9 protein-coding genes are annotated in these 23,945 nt (G+C 73.5%); 2 read left to right on the forward strand and 7 right to left on the reverse strand.

The window, feature by feature from the left end:
- Positions 1–89: 89 nt before the first annotated feature.
- Positions 90–494 (reverse strand): RidA family protein, encoded by a 405-nt coding sequence (locus G4D85_RS07270; protein ID WP_164009402.1) that lies wholly within the window; start codon positions 492–494, stop codon positions 90–92.
- Positions 495–938: 444 nt separating this feature from the next.
- Here G4D85_RS07270 and G4D85_RS07275 point away from each other — a divergent pair, with 444 nt between their 5' ends.
- Complete coding sequence (locus G4D85_RS07275) at positions 939–1,883, forward strand: cupin-like domain-containing protein (protein WP_164009404.1); 945 nt, start codon at positions 939–941, stop codon at positions 1,881–1,883.
- A gap of 2 nt (positions 1,884–1,885) precedes the next feature.
- Entirely contained in the window at positions 1,886–2,593 is a 708-nt protein-coding gene (locus G4D85_RS07280; protein WP_164009406.1) for an SDR family oxidoreductase, read from the forward strand.
- 22 nt (positions 2,594–2,615) lie between these two features.
- Here the strand turns inward: G4D85_RS07280 and G4D85_RS07285 are convergent, their stop codons facing one another.
- The 6 genes from G4D85_RS07285 to G4D85_RS07310 form a co-directional block, all read right to left on the reverse strand.
- On the reverse strand, positions 2,616–3,386 hold the full coding sequence (locus tag G4D85_RS07285) for a phytanoyl-CoA dioxygenase family protein (protein ID WP_164009408.1): 771 nt from the start codon (positions 3,384–3,386) through the stop codon (positions 2,616–2,618).
- A 121-nt stretch (positions 3,387–3,507) separates the two neighbouring features.
- Positions 3,508–5,088 carry a formyltransferase family protein gene (locus G4D85_RS07290; protein ID WP_164009410.1) on the reverse strand — a complete coding sequence of 527 codons (1,581 nt, stop codon included), beginning with the start codon at positions 5,086–5,088 and terminating at the stop codon, positions 3,508–3,510.
- 62 nt (positions 5,089–5,150) lie between these two features.
- Positions 5,151–6,320: a 1-aminocyclopropane-1-carboxylate deaminase/D-cysteine desulfhydrase gene (locus G4D85_RS07295; RefSeq protein ID WP_164009413.1), complete on the reverse strand. Its 1,170-nt coding sequence runs from the start codon at positions 6,318–6,320 to the stop codon at positions 5,151–5,153.
- Positions 6,321–6,334: 14 nt separating this feature from the next.
- On the reverse strand, positions 6,335–7,312 hold the full coding sequence (locus G4D85_RS07300; RefSeq protein ID WP_164009415.1) for a class I SAM-dependent methyltransferase: 978 nt from the start codon (positions 7,310–7,312) through the stop codon (positions 6,335–6,337).
- Positions 7,309–14,316 carry a non-ribosomal peptide synthetase gene (locus tag G4D85_RS07305; protein ID WP_164009422.1) on the reverse strand — a complete coding sequence of 2,336 codons (7,008 nt, stop codon included), beginning with the start codon at positions 14,314–14,316 and terminating at the stop codon, positions 7,309–7,311. Before G4D85_RS07305 ends, G4D85_RS07300 begins: the two co-directional genes overlap by 4 nt.
- 21 nt (positions 14,317–14,337) lie before the next feature.
- Positions 14,338–23,937, reverse strand: a complete 9,600-nt coding sequence (locus tag G4D85_RS07310; protein WP_275900278.1) for a non-ribosomal peptide synthetase — start codon at positions 23,935–23,937, stop codon at positions 14,338–14,340.
- Positions 23,938–23,945 lie beyond the last annotated feature (8 nt).

The following is a 23,945-nucleotide window of genomic DNA, read 5'->3' on the forward strand; positions in this document are numbered from 1 at the left end:
CAGGCAGGAGGCGTGCCCGGCGCGCCCGACGTGCACCCACTCTTCCAGGAGGGACGTATCCTCCTGGGAGAGCTGTCATCCCCGGCGGGTCAGCTCTCGTGCTTCACCGCGATGGCGTCGATGGCGATGAGCCAGTCATCCGAGGCGAGCCGGCGCACCTCGACGATGGTGTTGGCGGGCTTGCGGCCCGTCAGGTAGCGGCTGCGCACGGCGCCCACCTTGGCGCGCTGGGAGATGTCCGTGACGTAGATGGTCAGCTTCGTCACGTCGTCCAGGGTGGCGCCTTCCGCGGCCAGCAGGGCCTTCAGGTTGTCGAAGACCTGCTCCGCCTGCCGGGTCATGTCCCCCGCGCCCACGAGCTGTCCCTGCGGGTCCAGCGCCAGCTGCGCGGAGATGAAGAGCAGCCGCGCGTTCGTCACCGGGACGCTGACCGCCTGCGTGAAATGCGAAGGCAGGCTGTAGACGGTGGGGGGATTGAGATCTCGTCGCTCCAAGGCATCTCTCCAGGGTGGATGCGCTCGCGCGACGCGTGCTCGCCCGGCAGGCGTGCCGCCGCCATGGCGAGCGGTTGAGCGCCCTGCATGTAATTGTCACCAGGCAATGTCAAGCGTGACGGGCGGAAGAGGCCCTCGCGCCTCACCATGGGAGGTTGCGAGGCACAGGAGCGTCGTCCAGGGCCTCGGCGCGTCCCATCGGACTGCCAAAGTACACCTCCGAGGAACTCAACCGGATTGAGGGCCCGTGGGGCCCGCTCAAGCTGGCGTTCTTCAGCCGCATGCCGACGTGGAGGTGGGAGGACTTATGCTAGCGTCGCCCATCTCCTGGAGCGACAGGGCCGCCCAGGAGGCTTTCAACATCTCTCACACGTGTGCCCTCGTATGGTAGGCAATGCCTACCTCGGATGGCTTGGCTTAGACGAGGGCTTCCTGGAGGACCATGTGATCCAGTCGTACTCGGCAACGAACAGCATTCCCATCGAGCGCATCGAGGACCCCACCGAGGAGTTCTTCCGGAAGAACTACCTGGAGAAGGGCCGTCCCGTCGTCATCGTCCAGAAGAAGTCTCCGCCGCCGCAGCTCAAGTGGGACTTCGACTACCTGGCGCGGGTGGCGGGGGACTCGCCCGTCCCGGTCTACGACTGGGGCGACAAGGGCCCCACGGTGAATGACGACTTCGAAATCACGCAGATGAAGCTCGCGGAAGCCCTGGTGCACGCGAAGAAGGTGCACAGCCCCGAGACGCAGCGCTACTCGGTGTGCCAGCTCTCCATCAGCCGGTTCCTGCCGACCCTGAGCGGGGAGTACAAGACGCCGGACTTCATCGCGAACGCCGAGTCGCTCGACCAGCTCCCGGAGCCCTTCAGCGAGACGTCCCGCCGTGCGCTGTTCGTCAGCTTCTTCCGTGGCATTCACTGGCACAACGGCCGCGAGGTGGTGGCGCAACTGGCGCACGGCCAGAAGAAGTTCATCCTCTACCACCCGAACGACTCCCGCTTCCTCTATCCCCGCAAGCTGCAGGACAGCGGCATGGCCTGGTTCGACGAGAACGAGGCGGTCTTCTGCAGCGAGATTCCCTTCGAGAGCGGGCTCGACAAGATCGACCTCAAGAAGTTCCCGCTCTACGAGCACGCAAGCCCCTACGAGGTGGACCTGAAGGCAGGGGAGTCCCTCTTCATTCCCTCGCACTGGTGGCACTTCACGGTGGCGCACGAGCCCTGCATCGTCATCGCGCACTTCTGGGACTCGCCCTTGCGTCGCTGGGGCATGCCCATCGGCTGGCGCAGCCTCATCATGAAGCCGTACCGGAAGTACCTCTACCAGCACGTGCTCAAGGCGAAGAAGACCTTCAGCAAGGACTCGAAGATCAAGGCTGACGCCGTCTGAGGATGGCTTCCGAGCGCACAGTCCTCATCACCGGAAGCAACCGCGGCATCGGGCTGGAGTTCGCGACCCAGTATGCGTCGGACGGGTGGCGGGTGCTGGCCACCTGCCGCGCTCCCGAGGCCGCCCGGGAGCTGCTGGAGCTGCAGCAGCGGTTCCCCGCCAGCGTCCACGTCCATGCCCTGGACGTGGGCGAGCCCGCGCAAATCGACGCACTCGGCGCGCTCCTGAAGGAGGAGCGCGTGGACCTGCTCGTCAACAATGCGGGCTGGGCCGAGCGGCGCGCCACGCTGGAGCAGGCCACCGCTTCGTACGAGTCGTGGGAGCGCTCCATGCGGGTCAACGCCTTCGCGACGATGAAGATGGCGCAGGCCTTCCTGGAGCCGGTGGCGCGCAGCCACAAGCGCACGATGGTCTCCATCGGCAGCCAGATGGGCAGCATCACCGAGAACGACACGGGGACCCGGTACGGCTACCGGGTCTCCAAGGCCGCGGTGAACATGGTCGTCCGGACGCTCGCCATCGACCTGGCCGCCCGGGGCATCATCGTCGTCAGCCTGCATCCCGGCTGGGTGAAGACGGGGCTGGGCGGGCCGGCGGCGACGCTGACCCCTCGTGAGAGCGTCCTGGGACTGAGGGGCGTCATCGACCGGCTGACGCCCGTCGAGTCGGGGCGCTTCTTCGCCCATGACGGCCGGGAGATTCCCTGGTAGCTCGCGCGCCCGGCGCCGCCGCTCAGCGGCGCTCGGCGAGCGCCTGGATGATGGCCTTCTCCACCAGCGAGGCGCTCGCCGCGTGTTCGGGCTGGAGCCGCATCGGCTCGTGGAGCCCGACACAGCGGTTGGCGGCGATGCGCACCGTGTCGCGCGTGTTGGGGCTGCGCGCGTGGACCATGAACGGGTGCATCCAGAGCACGTCCCCGGCCCGGCCCGTCACCTCCACGGCGGGCAGGTCCTGGAGCGACTCCGCAATGGCGCGCATCCTGGCGTAGGGCAGCCCCTCGGGCTCGGCCTCATGGAGCAGCCGGGCCACCGCCTTGTGAGAGCCGACGCGCACGGCCGTCCCTCCGCCGCCGGGCTCGATGTCGGTCAGCATCTCGATGCCCACGAGCCCCTGCTCGGGCGACGTCAGATGGTGGTGGAAGTGGATGCCGTCGACGTGCCACCCCGTGGCGGGGGCCTGCCAGGAGGCGCTGGAGTCGGGAAAGCGCAGCACCACCCAGCCAATCCCGTCGCGCCGCGTCCACCAGCGCCCGCTGCCGAGCAGGTCATCCAGCGAGCCGCAGAAGCGGGGCGTGAAGAGGTCCGCGATGGGCCCGTCGTGGATGATGGACTCAATCTGCGTGCCGGCGCGCTTCCACGTCGAGCGGTCCGTGGGGTGCTCCTCCACCCGGGCCCAGACATGCGGCAGCAACTGCGCCGCGGTGTCGCGGTGGAAGGCCTCCCGGACGACCACGAAGCCCTGCTCCAGGAAGGACGTGGCCTGCTCTGGAGTGAGAACCTGCAAGTGCTGTTGCTCCTGCCGCATGTGTTCCGCTCCCGCTCTCGGATGATGGCCCGGCCGGTCGCTGCGTCAATAGCACACCCGCTCCGGGGCTCGGCCAGGGCGGGTGCCTTCCCACCTGTCGCTACCTGCTGGCGCCCTTCGTCCCGGACCCATCCAGGTGTGCCAGCGAAAGGTCCGGCGCGGAGGCGACGGCGGACAGCAGTGCCCGCGCGCGGGCGACCACCCGCCCCAGGGCTTCTCGCGAGCGGGAGGCCACCTCGAGCTTCGGCGGCTCCTCCGGGCCCCCGAGGAGGACCGTCACCGAGCGGGCCAGCAGCAGCCCTCGCGCGGGATAGCGCAGCGGCAGGTCCCGGGCGCAGGGGGCATGGGCCTCCAGTTGCGCCACCCGCGCCTGGACGGCGCGGACGGCCTCCGGGAAGCGCAGGTCCTGGCGCAGCTCCACCGTGAGCGGCAGGAAGCGGGCGACGAAGCGCTCCAGTCCCGCGCCGGCCGCCCGGGTCGCCGGGGTGGAGAGGCCGACGCAGACCGTGGACACACCGGCCTCACGGGCCAGCTCCACCAGGAGCGCGGTGAGCAGGCATTGCTCCAGCGGCGCGCTCCACGAGGCCTCTGCCTCCCGGGGCAGGGTGGGCGGTGGGGTGAGCGCCTGGGCCACGTCCGGGCCCTCGTCCCCGGTGGCGGGGAGCTCCGTGCGAGGCGCGGCCGCCAGCTCCCGCAGCCAGAATGCCTCTTGGGGCTGCCGCAGGCTCCGCAGGTGCTCGACGGCATGACAGCTCGCCGCGTCGGGCGGGGGCAGCCGGTCTCCCTCGCGCAGCCCGTAGGTGGCGGTCAGCGCCGCCGCGCTCCTGGGCCCGCCGTCGAAGTCGCTCACCGAGCGCAGCAGCATGTCCTGGGTGGCCGTGGCGATGCGCAGCACGGCGCCCACCTGGAGGAGCGTGCCCGGCGCGGCCGTCGAGCGGACGTCGGTGGGCTCGAGCTCTCGCGGCACGAAGGGCTCGCCCCCGATGACACACCAGGGCAGCCCGAGCGCGTTCGGCGCCATGCCCAGCGTGTGGGCGCGGACGATGCGGTCGATGTCCTCCGCCTCCTGTTCCCACGACACCCTGCCGAGGCTGGGATGGCAGCGGCTCCAGGCGAAGTAGGTGCGCTGGGTGAGGTCCTGCGGGCGCCGCACGGCGGTGCCCGCGGCCAGCTCCGCGATGAGCTCGCGAAAGGACTCCACCGCCGCCCGGGTGCCCGCGCGGCTCAGCGTCTCCGCGGTGTCCCGCTCCCCCACGGGGAACAAGACCTGCTTCAGGATGTCACCGGCGTCGATGCGCTCGGTCATCACATGCCAGGTGACACCGAAGACGCGCTCGCCGTTCAGGATGGCCCACGACGTGGCATGGACGCCGGCGTAGCGGGGCAGGGGGCCGTTGTGGATGTTGATGGCCAGCCGCCGCGGCAGCGAGAGCACCGGGGCCTCGAGGATTTCCCCTGTGATGATGCTGAACAGGTAGTCGATGTCCGCCAGCGGAGAGCCCGGGATGAGGTCGCGGCTGGTGGGAACCCGGGGGATGTGGTGCTGCTCGGCCCAGGCGGCCATGCGGCGGTCCTCGGAGATGAGGCCCTGGAGCCGGTGCCCCTCGGCGAGCAGGAGCTCCGCGCACTGGATGGCCAGCTCGCCCCTGCCGATGATGCAGCACGAAAACGTGGGTTTCATAGAGGGTGGAGCGAATATCGCCTCGCCGACGCGGGGCTCGGTGGAATCGGGTCCGCACGGCCTCAGGCGTCGGCGGGGAGAGGCTCCAGGCTGGCGAAGGACGCGTCCAGCGGTTGGCAGCTGTCGCCCTCCTGGAAGTAGCCATGCAGCGCCGGGGGGAGCGCCCGCCACTCGTCCTTCTCGGGCCGGAAGCCCCAGCCCAGCCCGTCGGAGGTATGCCAGAAGAGGGGCTGGCGCCCCGCCACGCCGCCGCGCACGTCCTCCAGGAGCGCGGTGAAGGCCTTCGCGGTGTAGCAGCCGTCCAGCCACAGTCCTTCCGTCTCATGCACCCGCCGGGCGGTCTCCAGCCCCGCCTGGGTGAGCCAGCCATAGCCGCGCCCGACGGCGCCATGGTGGAGCTGGATGTCTCCTGGCGAGAGCGACAGCTCCGGGAAGGAAGGGTCCGCGCCGCGCAGCAGCCGGCAGGTGGCCGCGAAGAGCTCGGCGAGGCGCTGCTCGCTGGCATCCGCCTCGCCGACGACGCGCACGCCCACCACCCGCACCGGCAGTCCTGCCGCCTTGAGCCCCAGGGCCAGTCCCACGGCCGTGCCCGAGGAGCCCACCGCGACGTAGATGGAGTCGGGCCGTGGGAGCTTGCCCGCGGAGATTGCGTCCACCAGCTCGAAGGCGGCGTTGACGTAGCCCACCGCCCCGGACTCGTCCATGCCGACGAAGGGGATGAAGCGCGGCCGGTGGCCCTCACTCCGGAGCGCGTCCAGGTGCGCGCGCACCGTCTCCCCCGTGCTGCGCAGGGAGACGTCCGCCTCCAGCGGCAGCAGCTCCGCCCCATGGCGGTGGGCCAGCAGCAGGTTGCGCCGCACCTGCGTCGAAGCGGCCTGGGGGCGGACCAGGCCCACCACCTTGAGGCCCAGCCGCTGGCCGTGGAGGGCCGTGGCCAGCACGTGGTTGGAGCCGACGGAGCCCGCGGTGAGGAGGGCCGTCGCGCCGGCCGCGAGGGCCTGGCCCAGCGGCAGCTCCAGCTTGCGCACCTTGTTGCCCCCGAAGAGGGCGGACGTCAGGTCATCCCGCTTCACCAGGATGGGCACGTCCAGTCCCGCCACGGCTTGAAGCCGGTGGAGGGCCTGGACGGGAGTCGGGGTGTGGGCGAGGGGGGCGAAGGGAAGCGAAGCCAGTCCCGGGAAGCGCGCGACGAGCGGCCGCGTCGCTCCCGTCTCCTCCCCACCGCCACCCATGCCGGCCACCCTTCCTACCCGGACGCCCGGGCGGCGAGCGCATCAGACCAGAGCGGACCGACGACCGGAAGGGGACGCTCCTTGCGCAGCACGTAGTACTGGAAGGCGACGCGGCCGTGGTCCTCGCTGGCGCTGCACCGCTCCACCGTCAGCCCCAGGCGCTCGAAGAAGGGCGCGCCGACCAGGACGGGCGTGTGCCCGAAGACGATGAGCCGCCCGCCGTCCCGGCACCGGTTGGCCACGCGAGGCAGCAGCTCGTGGGCCCGCCGCGTGGTCATCACATCGAAGTTGAGCAGCCGGAAGAACACCACGTCCATGCTGCCGGGCGGCACGGGGGAGTCCCACGCGTCGCCCACGTGGATTTCATCCACCCGGCCTCGCGCTACCTCCACCATCTCCGGACTGAGGTCCTGCGCCACGGTGCGCAGGCCCGGCAGGGCCGCCTTGAGCGAGCCGAGGAACTCCCCCGTCGAGCACGCCGGGTCATAGACGGTGCCCCGGGTGATGCCGAGCCCGGTCAGCACGCGAAGGGTGTGCTCGCGCAGGACCACCTCGCCGGCGTCCAGGTGCTGCATCTGCCGCGGCGTGGGCTTCCAGTACTCGGGAGGCGCGGTCCGCTCCTCCCTCGTGCCGGCCACCAGGTGCGTGTACGGGTAGTAGAGGTCATTGCGCGCATCCGCCGTGAAGGCGGCGAAGACGGCCTGCCGCTCCTCCAGGCTCATGGGCCGGTAGAAGACGGAAATCCCCTCCTGGGTGAGCTGCTCGCGCACGAAGAGCCCCAGCAGCATCGAGGCCTCCACGAGGCAGCACTTCATCTTCAGCGGCTCCGGGCCCCCGGTCCGCAGCGTCGCCTCGCGCTTGTGGCCGACGAAGCGGTGGCCGCCCACGTCCAGGAAGAAGATGTCGAACGGCTTGCGCTCGAAGGGCTCGAAGTCGACCTCCGGAGGCCGCCGCTCGAGGGCGGCCCGGTCGATGGCCGCGGGCGTGCTCATTCCGACCTCTCGTCCCGCGGCAGCAGGGCCCGGCGCAGCGCGTCGGACGTCGTCTGCACGAAGTCGCGCTCGAACAGGCGGTGGTGGTTGCCCGGGACGACGCGCACCTCCAGGCCGGGCAGCAGCGACTCCTCCCAGCCATTGCGCGCGCCGAGCGAAACCCCCTCGTCCTCCTGCGCGGCCTTGAGCAGCACCACGCGCCCGCTGTAGGGCGCCGGCCGGTGGCGCGTGGCCAGCTGGCCCGCGTTGAGGATTTCGAAGGCCAGCGCCCGCCCGTCAGGCGAGCCCGGCTCCACGCCGCGCGCGGCGAGCTGCGCCTCGATGGCCGCCGTGTCCACCGGCTGCGGGGGCAGGGCCCCGAAGTGGTGGCTGTCGATGAGCACCACGCACTCGACGGGCTTGCCCGCCGCGGTGCGCTGCCGCGCCATCTCCAGCGCCACGGTGCCACCGAAGGACCACCCGCCCAGCACCACCGGTCCCGACAGCTGGCTCTTGTCCACCCAGGTCAGGTACTCGGCGGCCATCTCCTCGATGCTCCGCCAGGCCCGGTCCGGCTCTCCGAAGCGCGGGTTGCTGATGGCGTGGATGGGCCAGTTGACCAGGTACGGCGCCAGCGACGCGTAGGCAATGGCCAGCCCCTCGCCCGGGTGCACGAGGAACAGCGGCGCGTTGCGCCCCTGGGCCCGGACGGTGAACACCGGGTTGGCCCAGCCGCTGCCGGGGCGGCGGCCGTAGCGCTCGATGAGGTCCTCGATGGTCGGCGCCTTGAAGAGGTGGATGATTTCCATGGACGCCAGCTCCGGCACCTCCCGGCGGATGCGCGACACCATGCGCAGCATCCGCAGCGAGTGGCCGCCCAGCTCGAAGAAGCTGTCGCGCACGCCGATGCCGCGCACGCCCAGCACCTCCTCCCAGACGCGCACCACCTTCTGCTCGAGCGCATCCCTCGGCGCCACGTAGCCCGCGTGCTGCTCCCCGGACTCCGCCACCTGGCGCAGCGACAGCAGGGCCCGCCGGTCCACCTTGCCGCTGTGGGTCAGCGGCAGCTCCGCCAGGGGCACCAGCTCCTGGGGCACCATCGCCGCGGGAAGCTGCTCGGTCAGGTGCAGCCGGAGCGAGGCCAGCTGCCCGGCCGCGTCCGCCTCGTCGCGCGCTGGCTCCGTGAGCACCACGAAGGTCACCAGGTGCGGCTCCGGACGCTCCACCAGCAGCGTCACCGCCTGCCGCGCGAGCGGGTGGCGGCCCAGCGCCACGTCAATCTCCGCCAGCTCGATGCGGTTGCCGCGCAGCTTCACCTGGCTGTCGCGCCGGCCCCGGAAGACCAGCGTCCCCTCGTCCAGGAAGCGCGCCCGGTCTCCCGTCCGGTACATGCGGGCCCCCGGCTCCGCGGCGTGCGGATCCGGAATGAACCGCTCGGCGGACATCGCGGGCTCCCCGGAGTAGCCGTGGGCCAGCGGCGTGCCGCCGATGTAGAGGTCTCCGTCCACGCCCACTGGCACGTGCCGCAGGTCCCCGTCGAGCAGGTAGACGCGCGTATGGGAGATGGGGTGGCCCAGCGGCACCACGTCCTGTCGCTCTCCCGCCACGCAGCGGTGGTGGGTGACGCTGATGGACGCCTCCGTCGGGCCATAGGCGTGGTCCAGCGTCGCGGACAGGCCGAGCGCCAGGAACCGCTCCCGCAGCGCGGGAGGGAGCGCCTCGCCGCCGCAGACGACGTGCCGCAGCGACGTGCACCGGGCGGCCTGGGGATTCGAGAGGAACAGCTCGAGCAGCGTGGGCACGAAGTGCACCACGGAGACCGCCTCCTGCTGGAGCCGGGCGACCAGCCGGTCCATGTCCAGCGGCCCCTCGGAGGGGAAGACGACCAGCCGCCCCCCCGAGAAGAGCGGGAAGAACATCTCCCACACCGAGATGTCGAAGCCGATACCCGCGTTCTGCAGCAGGCTGGCCTCACCGCCGAGCGGGTAGACGCCGAGCGACCAGGTGATGCGGTTGACGATGCCGGCGTGCGGCACCACCACGCCCTTGGGCCGGCCCGTGGTGCCGGAGGTATACATGACGTAGGCCGTGTCCTGCCCGGAGAGCGGCTCCGGGACGAACCCGTCCTTTTCGGCGCCGCCGTCCACCGCGTCCGCGTCCAGCATCAGCCGGGCCCCGCCCGCCGCGGGGAGCAGCTGCGCGGTGCCCGCCGTGACGAGCGACACCACCGGGCGCGCGTCCTCGAGGATGAGGGCGATGCGCGCGGCCGGCAGGCTCGGCTCGAGGGGCACGTAGGCGCCGCCGGCCTTCAGCGTGGCCAGCATGCCCACCACCAGCTCCAGCGAGCGGGGGGCGCAGACCGCCACGCGCGCGCCGCGCTGGCACCCCTGCCGCCGCAGCTGACCCGCGAGCCGCGTGGCGCGCCGGTCCAGCTCCGCGTACGTGAGGCTCCGGGTCCCATCCGTCACCGCCACCGCGCGCGGCGTGCGCAGTGCCTGGGCCTCGAACCACCCGTGGAGGGTTTCCGGCCCCTTCGGGGCCGGCGCGGCCTGCTGGCTCCACGCCTGGAGCCACCGGCCCTCGTGCTCCACGTCCAGCGCGCTGATGTCCGCCAGCCGGCCCTCCGGCCGCGCGACCAGCTCCTCCAGGAGCCGCAGGAACTGGCGCTCGATGCGCTCGATGGCCGGCGGGTCGAAGTGGCCCGTGTCGTAGTTCAGGTGCAGCACCAGCTCCGCCCCGGGCAGGGCAATCAGGCCGATGGGGTACTCCGTCTTCTCCATGGCCATCAGGTCCTTCACCTCCAGGCCCGCGATGCGGCCCGTGGGCAGGTTGTCCTCCGGGTAGTTCTCGAAGGCGATGAGGCTGTCGAACAGCGGGGCCCCCGTGGAACCCGAGGCCTCGCTCCACGCCTTGATTTGCGCCAGGGGCACGTGGCCATGCTGGACGGCCCGCGCCATGCGCGTCTGGAGCTGCCGCAGCAGCTCGGAGACGCGCAGGTGGGGGTGCAGGCTCGCGCGCAGCGGCACGGTGTTGATGAACAGGCCCACCATGTGCTCCACGCCGGCCAGCTCCGGCGGGCGGCCGGAGATGGAGGCGCCGAACACCACGTCACGCTTCCCCGAGTGCAGGGACACCAGCAGGCTCCATGCCGCCTGGGTGATGGTGTTCATCGTCACGCCCTGCGAGCGCGCCAGCTCCTGCAGCGCGTCCGTCTGCGCCCGCGTCAGCCGCACCTCGCGCGTGTAGAACGCGGCCTCGAAGTGGTGCTCGTACGGGGACAGGCGCGTGGGCTCCGTGAAGCCCTCCAGGTACTCGCGCCAGAAGCGCTCCGGGGCGCCCGTGGTGGCCTGCTGCTTCAGCCAGGCGATGTAGTCACGGTAGGGCCGCACCGGCGCCAGCTCCAGGTGCCGTCCCTCCGCCAGCGCGCCGTAGTAGTGGAAGACGTCTCCCCAGATGAGCGCGAGGCACCAGCCATCCAGCAGCACGTGGTGGTGGCTCCACAGCAGGTAGTGGCGCTCCGGCGACAGGCGCACCAGCTGCAGGCGCAGCAGCGGCACCTCGGCCAGGTCGAGCAGGCGCGCCCGGTCCTCCGCCATCAGCGTGTCGAGGCGCGCCGGCTGCTGCTCCGGCGGTGTCTCCGTCCAGTCGTGGACCTCCCAGGGGATGCGCGGCTCGCGGCAGACGTACTGCAGCGGCTCATCGAAGCCCTCCCAGAGGAAGCCGGACTTCAGGATGCCGTAGCGGTTGGCCACGCACGCCCAGGCCTCGCGCAGGGCCTCTTCCTTGAGCGGCCCGACGAGCTCCAGCACGTTCTGGTTGAAGTAGGAGTCCGAGCCCGGCCAGTACAGGCTGCGGAACAGCAGGCCGCTCTGCATGGGCGACAGCGGATAGATGTCCTCGATGCGCGGCCGGCCCTCCAGCAGCGCGTCGAGCGCGGCCTGGTCCAGCCCGGCCAGCGGGAAGTCCGAGGGCGTCCGGCCATGGGCATCCGGCCGCGAGCAGTGCTCGACGACGCGCCCCAGCGAGGCGGCGAACGCCGAGGCGAGCCGGGCGAGCGCCCCGGCCTCCGCCAGCGACGCCTCCGCCTGCCAGGTCAGCTCCAGCGTCCCCTGCTCCGTCCGGCGGCAGCCGAGGTCGACCGTGGACCCGGCCCCTCCCACCAGCGAGAAGGCCCCCGCATCGGCGGAGAACAGCCGTCCCGCCTCCCACCGCGGCGCCAGCCGCAGGCGGAAGGCCGGCGCGGTGCCCACCGGAGCCGGCGTCTGGCCCGCGGTGCGCACCCGCTCCTTGAGCGACTTGATGCTCGCGGGCAGGTCGTCCGGCGAGCCCACCTCGAGGGAGGCGGGCACCCACCGGCAGTAGCGCCCGGGCGCCTCTCCCACCTCCGCACCGCCCGCGGTGGACCGCAGGTCCTCCTCGACGAGCGCGCGGGTGGGGCTCCCCACCACGGCGCGCGAGGCGAGGGCGAGCGCGATGAAGAGCAGCTCCTCCGGCCGCGTCCGGTACGCCTCGCCAGCGCGTCCGAAGAGCAGCTCCGTCGTCGCGGCGTCGACCTCGCTCACGTGCCGCACCCGGCCGGTGGCCAGCCGCAGCCCTCCGCCAGCCTCCTCGGGGGCCGACGGAGCCTCCGCCTGGCGCGCACGCGCCTGGCACCAGCGGCGGTACGCATCCCCGGGGACGGGGACGGCGGCGCCTTCCGGAGCCACCGCGGCCTCGAGCCCGGCCACGAGGGCCCGCCACGAGCCCACATCCACGGCGAGCGGGTGGGCCACCAGCAACAGGCGCCGCTCCCCCGCGGCGCCGCGCAGCAGCGCGGCCTCCAGCACGGCGCCACGCTCGGGCGCGAGCGCCGCGGACAGCTCCGCCGTGGCCGCGTCCAGCACCTGGAGCCACGCCTCGCCGCCCGGGGCCGCCGCCACGTCCACCACCCGGAGGGGAACCCCGGCTGCGGCAGGCGGCTCCGCGCGCCAGGTGCTCGCCCCCGAGGCGCGCTGCAGCCGCAGTACCTCGTGGTGCGCCACCAGCTCGCTCAACGCCTTGCGCAGCGTCTCCTCGGATACCGAGGACGCCAGCCGTAGCACCAGGCGCTCGGCGCCGTCCGGCGCGCCGAGCAGCGCCCGCTGCGGCGCGGACAGCGGCGCCTCACCGGGGCTGCCGGTATCCTCCTCCAAGGTGATGAAGGTCGCCGTGCGGGCCAGTCCCGCGATGGTGGGCGTCTCGAACACCTGGCGCAGCTCCACCTGGAGGCCCCGCTGGCGCGCGCGCGCCACCATCCGGATGCTGGAGATGCTGTCCCCGCCGATGCGGAAGAAGTGCTCCTGCACGCCCACCGACTGGCGGCCCAGCAGCTCACGCCACACCTCCGCCAGCACCAGCTCCGCCGGCGTCCTCGGTGCCCCTCCGCCGTCGCCTTCCCCCTTCAGCGCCTCGGGCGCCGGGAGCTGCTTGCGGTCGAGCTTGCCCGTCGCCCCGAGCGGAAACGCCTCGAGCGAGACGATGTCCGAGGGCACCATGTACTCCGGCAGCCGCACCGCGAGGCGCTCGCGCAGCGCCTCCTCGCGAGCAGTCGCCTCCGGGCCCGACACCGCGTCACGCCAGACCACGTAGCCGACGAGCCGCTGGACGCCCGGCACATCCTGCCGCACCACCACCGCCCCCTGCCGCACGCCCTCGTGCTCCTCCATCACCGCGGCAATCTCACCCAGCTCGATGCGGAAGCCACGCAGCTTCACCTGGTCGTCCCGGCGGCCGATGAACTCGATGGCGCCGTCGTCCCGGAAGCGCGCCAGGTCTCCGGTGCGGTACAGCCGCTCGCCCGGGTTGCGGCCGAACGGATGCGGCACGAAGCGCTCCGCCGTCAGCCCCGCCCGGTTCCAGTACCCCGCGGCGAGCTGGATGCCGCCCAGGTACAGGTCTCCCTCGACGCCCGGGGGCACCGGCTCCAGGGACTCATCGAGGATGTAGACCTGGGTGTTGTCGATGGGAAAGCCGATGGGCACCGACGCGTAGGTGGAGTTCCGCTGACAGGCCCACGCCGTCACGTCGACGGTCGCCTCCGTCGGCCCGTACAGGTTGTGCAGCTCACAGCCGAGCTTCTCGAAGAAGCGCCGCTCCACGGACACCGGCAGCGCTTCGCCGCTGGCGATGACGGCGCGCAGCGACGTGCAGCGCTCCACGCCCTCCGTCTCCAGGAACGCCTCCAGCACCGAGGGCACGAAGTGCGTCAGGGTGACGCGCCGCGAGCGGACGAGGTCCACCAGCGCGGGGAGGTCCTTCTGCGCGTCGGCCGGCGCCATCACCAGGCGCGCGCCGCATACCAGGGGCAGCAGCAGCTCCCAGACGGAGACGTCGAAGCCGAACGACGTCTTGTGGAGGATGCGGTCGTCGGGCGACACCGCGTACTGGCGCTGCATCCAGTGCAGCCGGTTGGTGAGGCCGGGGTGCAGCAGCACCGCCCCCTTGGGGCGCCCCGTGGAGCCAGAGGTGTAGATGACGTAGGCCGGCCCGGGCACCACCCGCCGGCGCGGCGCCAGGCCCCCCGCGGCCAGCTTCGGCTCCAGGGACTCCCAGGTCCACAGCGCCGTGGCGTCGCTGCGCAGCCGGGACGCGAGCGACGCGGTGACGAGCGCCAGCGGCGCCCGCGTGTCCTCGAGGATGAAGCGCAGCCGCTCCAGCGGCAGCCCCGGATCCAACGGCACCCAGGCGGCACCCGCCTTCAGCACTCCCAGCACGCTGATGATGCGGCCCAGCCCGGGCGGCAGGGCAATGGCCACCAGCGCTCCCGGCCGGGTCCCCGCCTCCATGAGCAACGTGGCCAGCGCGTCCGCCCGGGCGTTGAGCTCCCCGTACGTCAGCGAGCCCTCGTCAGCCTCGACGGCGCAGCGCTCCGGCGCCGACCGCGCCTGCTCCTCGAAGAGCTCATGAACACAGGCATCGTGCCGGAAGGCCTTCTCCGTGGCGTTCCAGTCCACGAGCACACGACGGCGCTCATCTCCCCCAAGCAGGTCCAGCTCTTCGATCCTCATTACGCGACCCTCACCACTTGGCTAGCGATTCAGCCCCTCACCCACCTTGGTGAGGAGCCTGACAAAGTCCCGCGCGATACGTTCGACGGCCGCGGCGTCCACCGCGGCCGAATAGGTCAAATCGAAGGTGAGGCTATCGCCCGGCAACACGGTGACGACAAGGGGATACTCCGTGGATTCGAGCGCCTTGAGCGTCCTCACCTGCACACCGGTCCCCACCCAGTCACCCTCACGCTCCCCTGGATAGCTCTCGAATACGACGATGTGGTCGAAGAGCTGCTCTCCCGAGGCACGCCCGGCCCAGGCCTGGATGGAGCTCAGTGGGGTATCCACATGCTCCTGCATCCGGCTCATCCGCTCCTGGACGTCGGAGAAGAACGACGTCAGGTCGCGGTCGGGAGAGGGCTGCAGGCGCAGGGGCAGCGTGTTGAGGCACAGCCCCACCATCCGCTCGATGTCGGGCACCGCCGGAGGGCGCGCCGACATCACCACTCCCAGTACAAGGTCGCTGCGCCGCGTGTATTGGCGTAGCAGCAGGGCCCAGGTGCCCAGCACCACGGAGTGCAGTGTCAGCCGCAGGCGCTCGGCGGCCGTGCGCAGGGCCGAGGTGTCGCCTGGAGGCAGCGCCAGCTCGAGCGCGCGGTGCGGCCCCCGGGGCGCGCCAGGGGCCAGGCGGACCAGCGGGGTGGGCGCCGGCATCCCGGCGAGCAGCTCCCGCCAGAACCGCTCCCGGGCCTGGACGTCCCGCCCCTGCAGCCAGCGGACGTACTCGGAGAAGGGCGGCGCGGGCGGGAGCGCCACGGGCTCGCCGCGCAGGCGCTGGGCGTAGGCGCGGGCCAGCGCCGCGAGGACCTGGGGCAGGCTCCAGCCGTCGAACACGATGTGGTGGTGGGACCAGACCATCCAGCGCCGCGAGGGCGAGCGCGCCAGCAGGTGGACGCGGGACAGCGAGGGCTCGTCCAGGCGGAAGCCCTCCTTCCGGTCCTCCCGCAGCAGCGCCTCCAGCGCGTCGCGGGCGGCGGGCTCGTCCAGCCCCGCCAGGTCGCGCCGCTCCCAGCGCAGGGGCACCGAGGCGCGGACGAACTGGTGGGGCTCGTCGAGCGCCTCCCAGAGGAAGCCGGTGCGGAAGGCCTCGTAGTGTGCGCCCACGGCGTCCCACGCCTCCCGCAGCGCCCGCTCGTCCACGGGTCCCTCCAGCTCGAAGACGAGCTGGGTGAAGTAGCTGCGCTGCTCGGCGGACACGAGCTGCGAGAGCAGCATGCCGGACTGGAGCGGCGTGAGGGGGTAGACGGCCACCACGTCGCGCCGGCGCCCCAGGGCGGCCTCCAGCCTTCGCGCGTCGAGCCGCGCCAGCGGGAAGTCCGAGGGCGTGTAGCCGACGGCGTCCGGCCGCTGCAGCTGGTGGGCGAGGGCCTCCAGCCGCGCGCCGAAGGCCTCCGCCAGCCGGCCCGCCGTCTCCGGGCGGTGCCGGGGGCCGTACTCCCACTCCACCCGCAGCACCCCGGCCCGCAGCCAGGCCGACACCTCCAGGGCGTGGGCCCGCGGGTTGGCGGCGGCCACGCTCGGCCCGGGCGCCGCGCCCGCGTGGGTCAGGCGCCCCCGCTCCGGCCCGCCATCCATCCGTCCCAGGTAGTTGAAGCCGATGGCGGCGGCGTCGCGCGCCGCGAGCGCGGCCACGCGCGCGTCGCCCTCGCGCAGGTAGCGCAGCAGGCCGAAGCCACGGCCCCGGTCCGGCACCCAGCGCAGCTGCTCCTTCACTGCCCGGAGCACGGCCCCCAGGTCCCCCGAGGCTCCGGGCGTCAGCAGCACCGGATGCACCGTGGTGAACCAGCCCACCGTCTGGAAGACGTCCAGCCCTTCCAGCGCGTCACGGCCATGCAGCTCGCGGTCCACCAGAACGCGAGGCATCCCCAGCACCTCGCCCACGGCGAGCGCCACCGCGGCCAGCAGCACCTCGTCCACCTGAAGGCGGTGGGCGCGCGCCCCCTCCAGCAGCCGCGCCGTCCGCGCGGCATCCAGCTCCACGGCCACCATGGCGGCCGTGCCCTCGGTGTCCGCGGCCTCCGGGAAGTCCAGGGGCAGCAGGGGCGGCGGGGCCGGCAACACGCGCAGCCAGGCCTCCAGCTCCTCGTCCAGCGCGGAGGCGTTGGCGCGCGCATGGAGCGCCGTCGCCCAGCGGGCATAGCCCATGGCGGGCAGCGGTAGCAGCAGGGCCTCCCCGCGCTCGAGCTGTTCGCACGCCGCCTCCAGCTCCCCCAGCAGGACGAACCAGGAGGCGTGGTCAATCACCAGGTGGTGGGCCACCAGCAGCAGCGCGGGCTCCGGGCCCTCCTCCAGGAGCGCCGCGAGCACCGGCCCCCGCTCCAGGTCCAGCTCCGCCTGGAGCCCTGCCGCGCGCGCGGTGAAGGCCTCGCGCCGCGCCGCCGGGCCCTCCGCCCCGGCCGGCACCGTCTCCAGGCGCACGCTCGAGGCGGCCCGGGCCTCGGGCTCGCAGCGCTGCTCCCAGCGGCCATTGCCCAGGGAGCGGAAGCGCAGCCGGAGCCCCTCGTGGCGGGCCGCCAGCGCCTCAAGCGCCGCACGCACCACGCCGGGAGCGATGGACGGCGCCAGCGACAGCAGCAGCGCCTGGTTCGCGTGGTGCGGCTGGACGGGGGCGAGCGCGAAGAAGCGGGCCTGCACGGGCGTCAGCGGCACGTGCGCGTCGCCGTCCCGCGAGGGCGACGCGTGCGCGGGTCCCACCTGCGTGGCCGCCGCCGCGAGCGCGGCCACCGTCGGCGTGGCGAAGACCTGCCGGACCTCCAGCTGCAGCCCGCGCGCGCGCGCCCGGGAGAGCATGCGGATGATGGCAATCGAGTCGCCGCCGAGCTGGAAGAAGTCGTCGTGGATGCCCACGGCGTCGCGCGACAGCAGCTCCGCCCAGATGGAGGCGAGCAGCTGCTCCGCCTCGGTGCGGGGCCGCGCCGTGCCAGCCGTGGACTCCGACTCCGCCGTGACGGCCTGGGCCTGCCGCAGCGCCGCCAGGTCGAGCTTCCCGTTGGCGGTGATGGGCAGCGCGTCCAGCAAGACGAAGGTGCGCGGCACCATGGCGTCCGGCAGCCGCGTGGCCAGGTGGCCGCGCAGCTCCAGCCGCCACGCCTCCCCCGTGCGCGCGGCCCGGTCCACCGGCACCACGCAGGCGCGCAGCCCGGGCGCGCCGCCCGGTGCCTGCTCGACCACGATGGCCGCCTGCCGCACCTCCGGGTGCTCGCGCAGCGCCGCCTCCACCTCCGCCGGCTCCACGCGCACGCCGCGAATCTTCAGCTGTGCGTCCAGGCGGCCGAGGAACTCGAGCGTCCCGTCCGCCAGCCGGCGCACGCGGTCCCCCGTGCGGTACATCCGCGCGCCCGGCTCCGCGGCGTGAGGGTCCGGCAGGAAGCGCTCGGCGGTGGCCGCCGGCGCACCCAGGTAGCCCCGCGCCAGCGCCAGTCCGCCGCCAATCCACGCCTCGCCGGGCACGCCGACGCCGACGGGCTCCAGCGCCTCGTCCAGCACGTACAGCCGGGCGTTCGCGATGGGCCGGCCCAGCGGCACCACGCCCGCCGGCGCGCCCGGGCTGCGGCAGTCCCAGTGGGCCACGCTGATGGCGGCCTCCGTGGGGCCATAGGCATGGTGCAGCTTCGCGGTCGATGCGGCCAGGAAGCGCTGCAGCAGCTCTGGCGCCAGCCGCTCGCCGCCGCAGATGACCTGGCGCACCGTCAGCGCCCGCGCCGCCTCGGGGGACTCGAGGAACAGGTCCAGCAACGAGGGCACGAAGTGGATGGTGGTGACGTGCTCGCTGGCGATGAGCTCGGCGATGCGGTCCAGGCTGCGCTGCATCCCGGGCTCGCCGACGACCAGCCGGCCTCCGGCGACGAGGGGGCCGAACATCTCCCACAGCGCGATGTCGAAGCCGATGGAGGCCAGCTGCAGCAGGGCCTCGCCAGGGCCCACCGGATGTACGCCCAGCGACCAGAGCACCCGGTTGGCGATGCCCTGGTGGGTGCCGACGATGCCCTTCGGCTGCCCGGTGGAGCCGGAGGTGAAGAAGACGTAGGCGGCCTGCTCGGGGAAGAGCTCCACCGCGGGGGCCTCCCCGGCGTCAGCGGCCGCCGTCTCCAGCTCCTCCAGCGTCAGCACCAGGCGCCCCGTGCCGCCCAGCGCGCCGGCGCTCGCGGCCCGGGTCACCAGCACCCGCGCTCCGCACTCGTCGAGGATGCGCTGGAGGCGCGCGGGCGGCTGCATCGGGTCCAGGGGGACGTAGACGCCCCCGGCCTGCCAGATGCCGAGGATGGTGGAGGGCAGCTCCAGGTCGCGGTCCAGGTAGAGCGCGACGGGCTGCTCGGCACCGACGCCGTGGCGGCGCAGGGCCGCGGCCACGCGCGCGGCGTGGCGCCGCACCTGGGCGTAGGTGCGCGCGCCGGCCACCGAGGTGACGGCGGGGGCGTCCGGCGTGCGCCGGGCCTGCGCGGCGAAGAGGGCCGGCAGGTCCACCGGCTGAGACCAGCGCACCTGCGTGTCGTTGGTGTCCTCCACCACGAAGCGGCGCTCACCGGCGGGCAGCAGGGGCAGCAACCGCAGGGGCCGCTCCGTCTCCTCGCAGAGGGACTCCAGCAGCCGCTCCAGGCGGGCCGCCAGCCGGTGGGCCGTGGCGCGCTCGAAGAGGTCGGCGGCGAACTGCAGCTCCAGCGCCGCGCCTTCCGCGAGGACGCGCGCGGACACGGCCAGGTCGAACTTGGCCAGCGGCGGCGCGGCCCGCACCTCTTCGAGCGCCAGCGGCCCCAGCGAGGCGGGCACGTCCCCCTGCGTCTCCTCCAGGTCGAACATCACCTGGAAGAACGGGTGGACGCCGGGCAGTCGCGGCGGGGCCAGGTGCTTGACGAGCTGCGGGAAGGTGAGGCCGCGGTGCTCCCAGCCCTCCAGTACCGCGTCCCGCACCAGCGCCAGCACGTCGTTGAAGCAGGCCCCGGGCGGCAGGCGCACGCGCAGCGGCAGCGCGTCCGCCAGGGGCGCGACGAGCAGGCGGGTGCCGGCGTCATCCCGTCCAAGGACTGGCACGCCGACGACGAGGTCCTGCTCCCCGGTGTGGCGCGCGAGCCAGACCTCCAGCGCGGCCACCAGGGTGGTGAAGAGCGTCGTCCCGCGCTGCCGGCCGAGCGCCCTCAGCGCCGCCACCCGCCGCGCGGGCAGGTGGAGGGTGACGTCCGTCCGCGCGCGCGCTTCGCGGCGGCCGGCCGGGGCGCGGTCCGCTGGAAGCGGGCCCACGGGCGGCACCGCCTCCAGCCGCTGCTTCCAGAACGCGAGCGTGCGCGCCTCCGGCGGGCGGCTGCGCTCTTGGAAGGCCCGCTCCAGGAAGTCGAAAGACACCGGTGCGAGCTCCGGGGCGCGCCCCGCGAGGCGGGCCGTGTAGAGCACGTCCAGCTCGCGCAGCAGCAGCCCGACGGACCACCCATCCACCACCAGGTGGTGCATCCGCAGCAGCAGCACGTGCTCTTCCGCGTCCAGCCTCAGCAGCTCCACGGCGAACAGCGGCGCGTTCTCGGCGAGCAGGGGCCGCGCGGCGGCTTCCTCCAGATAGGGCCCCAGGGCGTGCGGCCCCTGCAGCTCCCGCCGCGTCAGCACGGGCGTGAAGTCGGCGTCGAGCACCTGCTCGACGCCGTCCGCGCCGGCCCGCGGCCTCACGCGCAGCATGGCGTGGCGCCGCACCAGCTCCGCCAGCGCCTGCTCGAGCGCGGGCACTTCCAGCGCGCCCCGCAGCCGCAGGGCGATGGGAACGTTGTAGAGGCCGGGAGCGAGCTGCTCCTGGAGCCAGATGCCCTCCTGGATGGTGGACAGCGGCGCCGACGTCCTCCGGGGCCCGGCCACGGGGGCCAGGACTGACGGAGTGGCCCGGGGGCCTGCCTCTTCGAGGAGGCGGGCCAGGCCCTCGACGGTCGGCGTCTGGAACAGCGCGCGCAGCGACACCTCCACGCCGTAGCGCGCCTGGATGCGCCAGACGAGCTCCACCGCGCTCAGCGAGTGGCCGCCGGCCTCGAAGAAGTCGTCGTGCACGCCGACTTGCGGCTGCCCCAGCAGCTCGCCCCACAGTGCGCACAGCTCCGCCTCGAGCGGCGTGCGCGGCGGCTCGAAGCTCGGGCCCGCCACCTGCGCGGCCTGCGAGGAGGGCGGGAGCGCGCGCCGGTCCGGCTTGCCACTGGACAGCCGGGGGATGCGCTCGACGGGGACGAAGAGGGAGGGCACCAGGTAGTCCGGCAGCCGGTCCCTCAGGTGTCGCTGGAGCTCCACCACGTCCAGCGACGTCCCGGGCCGCGCGGCGACCCAGGCGACCAGGCGCACCGCGCCGCCCTCCGGCGCTTCCGCCGCGACTACCGCGTCGGCCACGGAGGGATGCGAGGTCAGCGCGTCCGCCGCCTCGGCGGGCTCGACGCGGAAGCCCCGGACCTTGACCTGCTCATCCAGGCGCCCGAGGAACTCCAGCCGGCCATCCTCGCGCCAGCGCACCTTGTCCCCGGTCCGGTACAGCCGCTCGCCGGGGACGCGCGAGAAGGGGTGGGGCACGAAGCGCTCGGCGGTGAGGGCGCCTCGTCCGAGGTAGCCATCCGCCAGGCATGCCCCGCCCAGGCACAGCTCGCCCGGCATGCCCCAGGGGACGGGCTGCAGCCGCGCGTCCAGCACCAGGGCTTCCACGTTGGGGAGGGGCACGCCGATGGGGGCCTCGTCGCCCTCGGCCCCGGACAGCTCGCACTGGAGGGCGACGATGGCGGCCTCCGTCGGGCCGTAGGTGTTGAGCAGCCGCGGCGCGGAGGGGCGTGAGGCGGTCTGGTGCCGCCATGCCGCCACCCGGCCGGGGAGTGCGCGCTCCCCGCCGATGACGACCAGGCGCAGCGCGGCCGGCAGCGGCAGGTCCTCCTCCTCGCGCCTCGCCACCAGGTGGTGCCACCACCCGGTGGGCAGGTCCAGCACGGAGATGCCCAGCGCGTCGCACGCGCGCAGGAAGGCGGGCGCGGAGTCCAGCATCGCCTCGGTCCGCAGCACCAGCGTCGCGCCGGAGGCCAGCGTGGGGAGGATTTCCTCTACGGCCGCGTCGAACGTCAGCGCCGCGAACTGCAGCACGCGGTCACCGGGCGCCAGCCCGAACAGCTCGCAGGTGGCCGCGAGGTGGTTGAGCAGCGCGCGGTGCGGCACGACGACGCCCTTGGGCGTGCCGGTGGAGCCGGAGGTGTAGATGACGTAGGCGGGGTGGTGCGGCGTCACCACGTCCGGCGGCGGCGTCTCCGGCTCTCCGGCGAGCGCATCCACCTCGCCGCCCAGCTCCAGCACCTGCTCTCCCAGCGAGTCGAAGAGGCCGCGCGGCGCTCGCGCCACGACGGCCGCCGCCGGCCGCGCATCCTCGAGCAGCGCCTGGAGCCGCGCCAGCGGATCCGCCGGATTCATGGGCACCCAGGCCGCTCCGGCCTTGAGGCACCCCAGCAGGGCGGCCACGTAGGCGGCCGAGCGCTCCATGCACAGGGCGACGCGCATGCCGGGGCGCACGCCCCGCCGCAGCAGCGCGTTCGCGATGCGGTGGGACCAGGCCTCGAGCTGACGGTAGGAGTACGAGCGCTCCCCGTCCACCAGGGCGATGGCCTCGGGCGTCCGGGCCACCTGCGCGCTGAAGCGGCGGTGCGCGGCATCTCCGGTGGCCCGTGGCACCGTGGGCCCACGGCCCGCGGCGCGTGCCTGCTCCAGCCCCGCGGGCGGGGCCAGCGGCAGGGTGTCCACCGGGGCGTCGGGACGGGCCAGCAGCTCCACCAGCAGGTGCGAGAAGTGCTCGGCCAGGCGTGCGATGAAGGGCGGCGCGAACAGGTCCGCCGCGTACTCGAGCTCCAGCGCGAGGCCCTCGGCCTGCTCCTCGGCGATGAGCGTGAGGTCGAACGTGGACAGCCCCGTCGGCACGGACAGCGGCTCGCACCGCACCCCGTCCAGGTCGAGCGGGCCGCGCCACCGCTCCTGGTGGACGAACATCACCTGGAAGAAGGGGGCGCGCTCCAGGCCCTTGCGCCTGCCGAGCCGCTCCACCACCTTGTCGAAGGGCGCCTCCTGGTGCTCCAGCGCCCCCAGCGCCGCCTCGCGCACCCGCGCGAGCACCGCGTGGAAGCTCAGCGCCGGCTCGAAGCGCGTGCGCACCACCACGGTGTTGACGAACAGGCCGGCCACGCCCGCCACCTGCGGTTGGCCGCGGTTGGCCACGGGCGTGCCGACGACGATGTCGTCCTGCTCTGAGTAGCGGCGCAGCAGCAACTGGAACGCGGCCAGCAGCGTCACGAAGACGCTGGTGCCGCTGCGCTCGGCCAGCGCGCGCACGGCCTGGAGCACCTGTGGCGGCAGGCGCGCCTCGTGGCGCCCGCCCCGGTGAAGCGCGTCGCGCTGCTGCCGCCGCGCGCCTCCCAGCCAGAGCCCGTCCGGCAGCTCCGCCAGCGTGGACGCCCACCAGTCGAGGTCAGGGGCCAGCGCGCCCGACTCGCTCCGCTGCCGCTGCCAGGCGGCCCAATCGGCGTACTGGATGGGCAGCGGCGGCAGCGCCGCCTCGGAACCCGCGCGCAGCGCCGAGTAGAGCGTGCGCAGCTCGGACCAGAGCACCTCGGTGGACCAGCGGTCCACCACGAGGTGGTGGACCACCAGCGCGAGCACGTGCTCCCGCGCGCCCAGCCGGAACAGGCTGCCGTGGATGAGCGGCCCGTGCTCCAGCGGCATGGGACGGCGCAGCAGCTCGCGGAGCGAGGTGTCCAGCCGCGAGGCGTGGTCCGCCTCCGCCCCGTGGGACAGGTCCTCCTCTTCCAGCGGGAAGGGGCCCGGAGGAAGGAAGGCCGCCCGAGCGCGCTCCGCGCCGTCCTGGAGGCGCAGGCGCAGGCCTTCGTGCCTCGCGAAGAGCCGGTCCAGCGACGCGCGCAGGGCGGCCACGTCGAGCGGCCCCGAGAGGCGGAAGACCACGGGCACATGGTGCAGCGCCATGCCGGGGGAGAGCCGCTCCAGGAAGAGCATGCGTTCCTGGGCGGAGGACAGGGGCAGGAGGCCGCCGCGCGGGAGCGCTGGGATGACGGAGGGCTCGGCGCCCTGGCGCGCCGTGGCGAGGGTGGCGGCGAGCTGCGCCACCGTCGGCTGGGTGAACACGGCCCGGAGCTTCAGCTCCGCGCCCCAGGTGGCGTGGATGCCGGCCAGCAGGCGAGTGGCCGCGAGCGAGTGGCCTCCGAGCGCGAAGAAGTCGTCCTCGACGCCCACCTCCGGCACGCCGAGCACCTCGGAGAAGAGCGCCGCCAGCCGTGCCTCCGTGGCATTGCGCGGCCCCAGGTAGGGCGTCTCGAGCAGTCGGGTGGAGCCGGGCCGGGGCAGGGCGGCGCGGTCCACCTTGCCGCTGGGCAGCAGCGGCAGTCGTTCAAGGAACTCCCACCCGGTGGGCACCATCTGCGACGGCAGGCGCTCGGCCAGGTGGCGCTGGAGCACGCGCGCCAGCCCCGCCCAGGCGCCCGCCTCGCGCCGGGGGACGACCCACGTCACCAGCCGGGGCTCGCCGCCCGCCTCCTTGTGCACCGCCACGAGCGCGCGCTGGACGAGCGGGTGGGCCTCCAGCGCGGCCT

Source organism: Pyxidicoccus trucidator, assembly GCF_010894435.1.
GTDB classification, from domain to species: domain Bacteria; phylum Myxococcota; class Myxococcia; order Myxococcales; family Myxococcaceae; genus Myxococcus; species Myxococcus trucidator.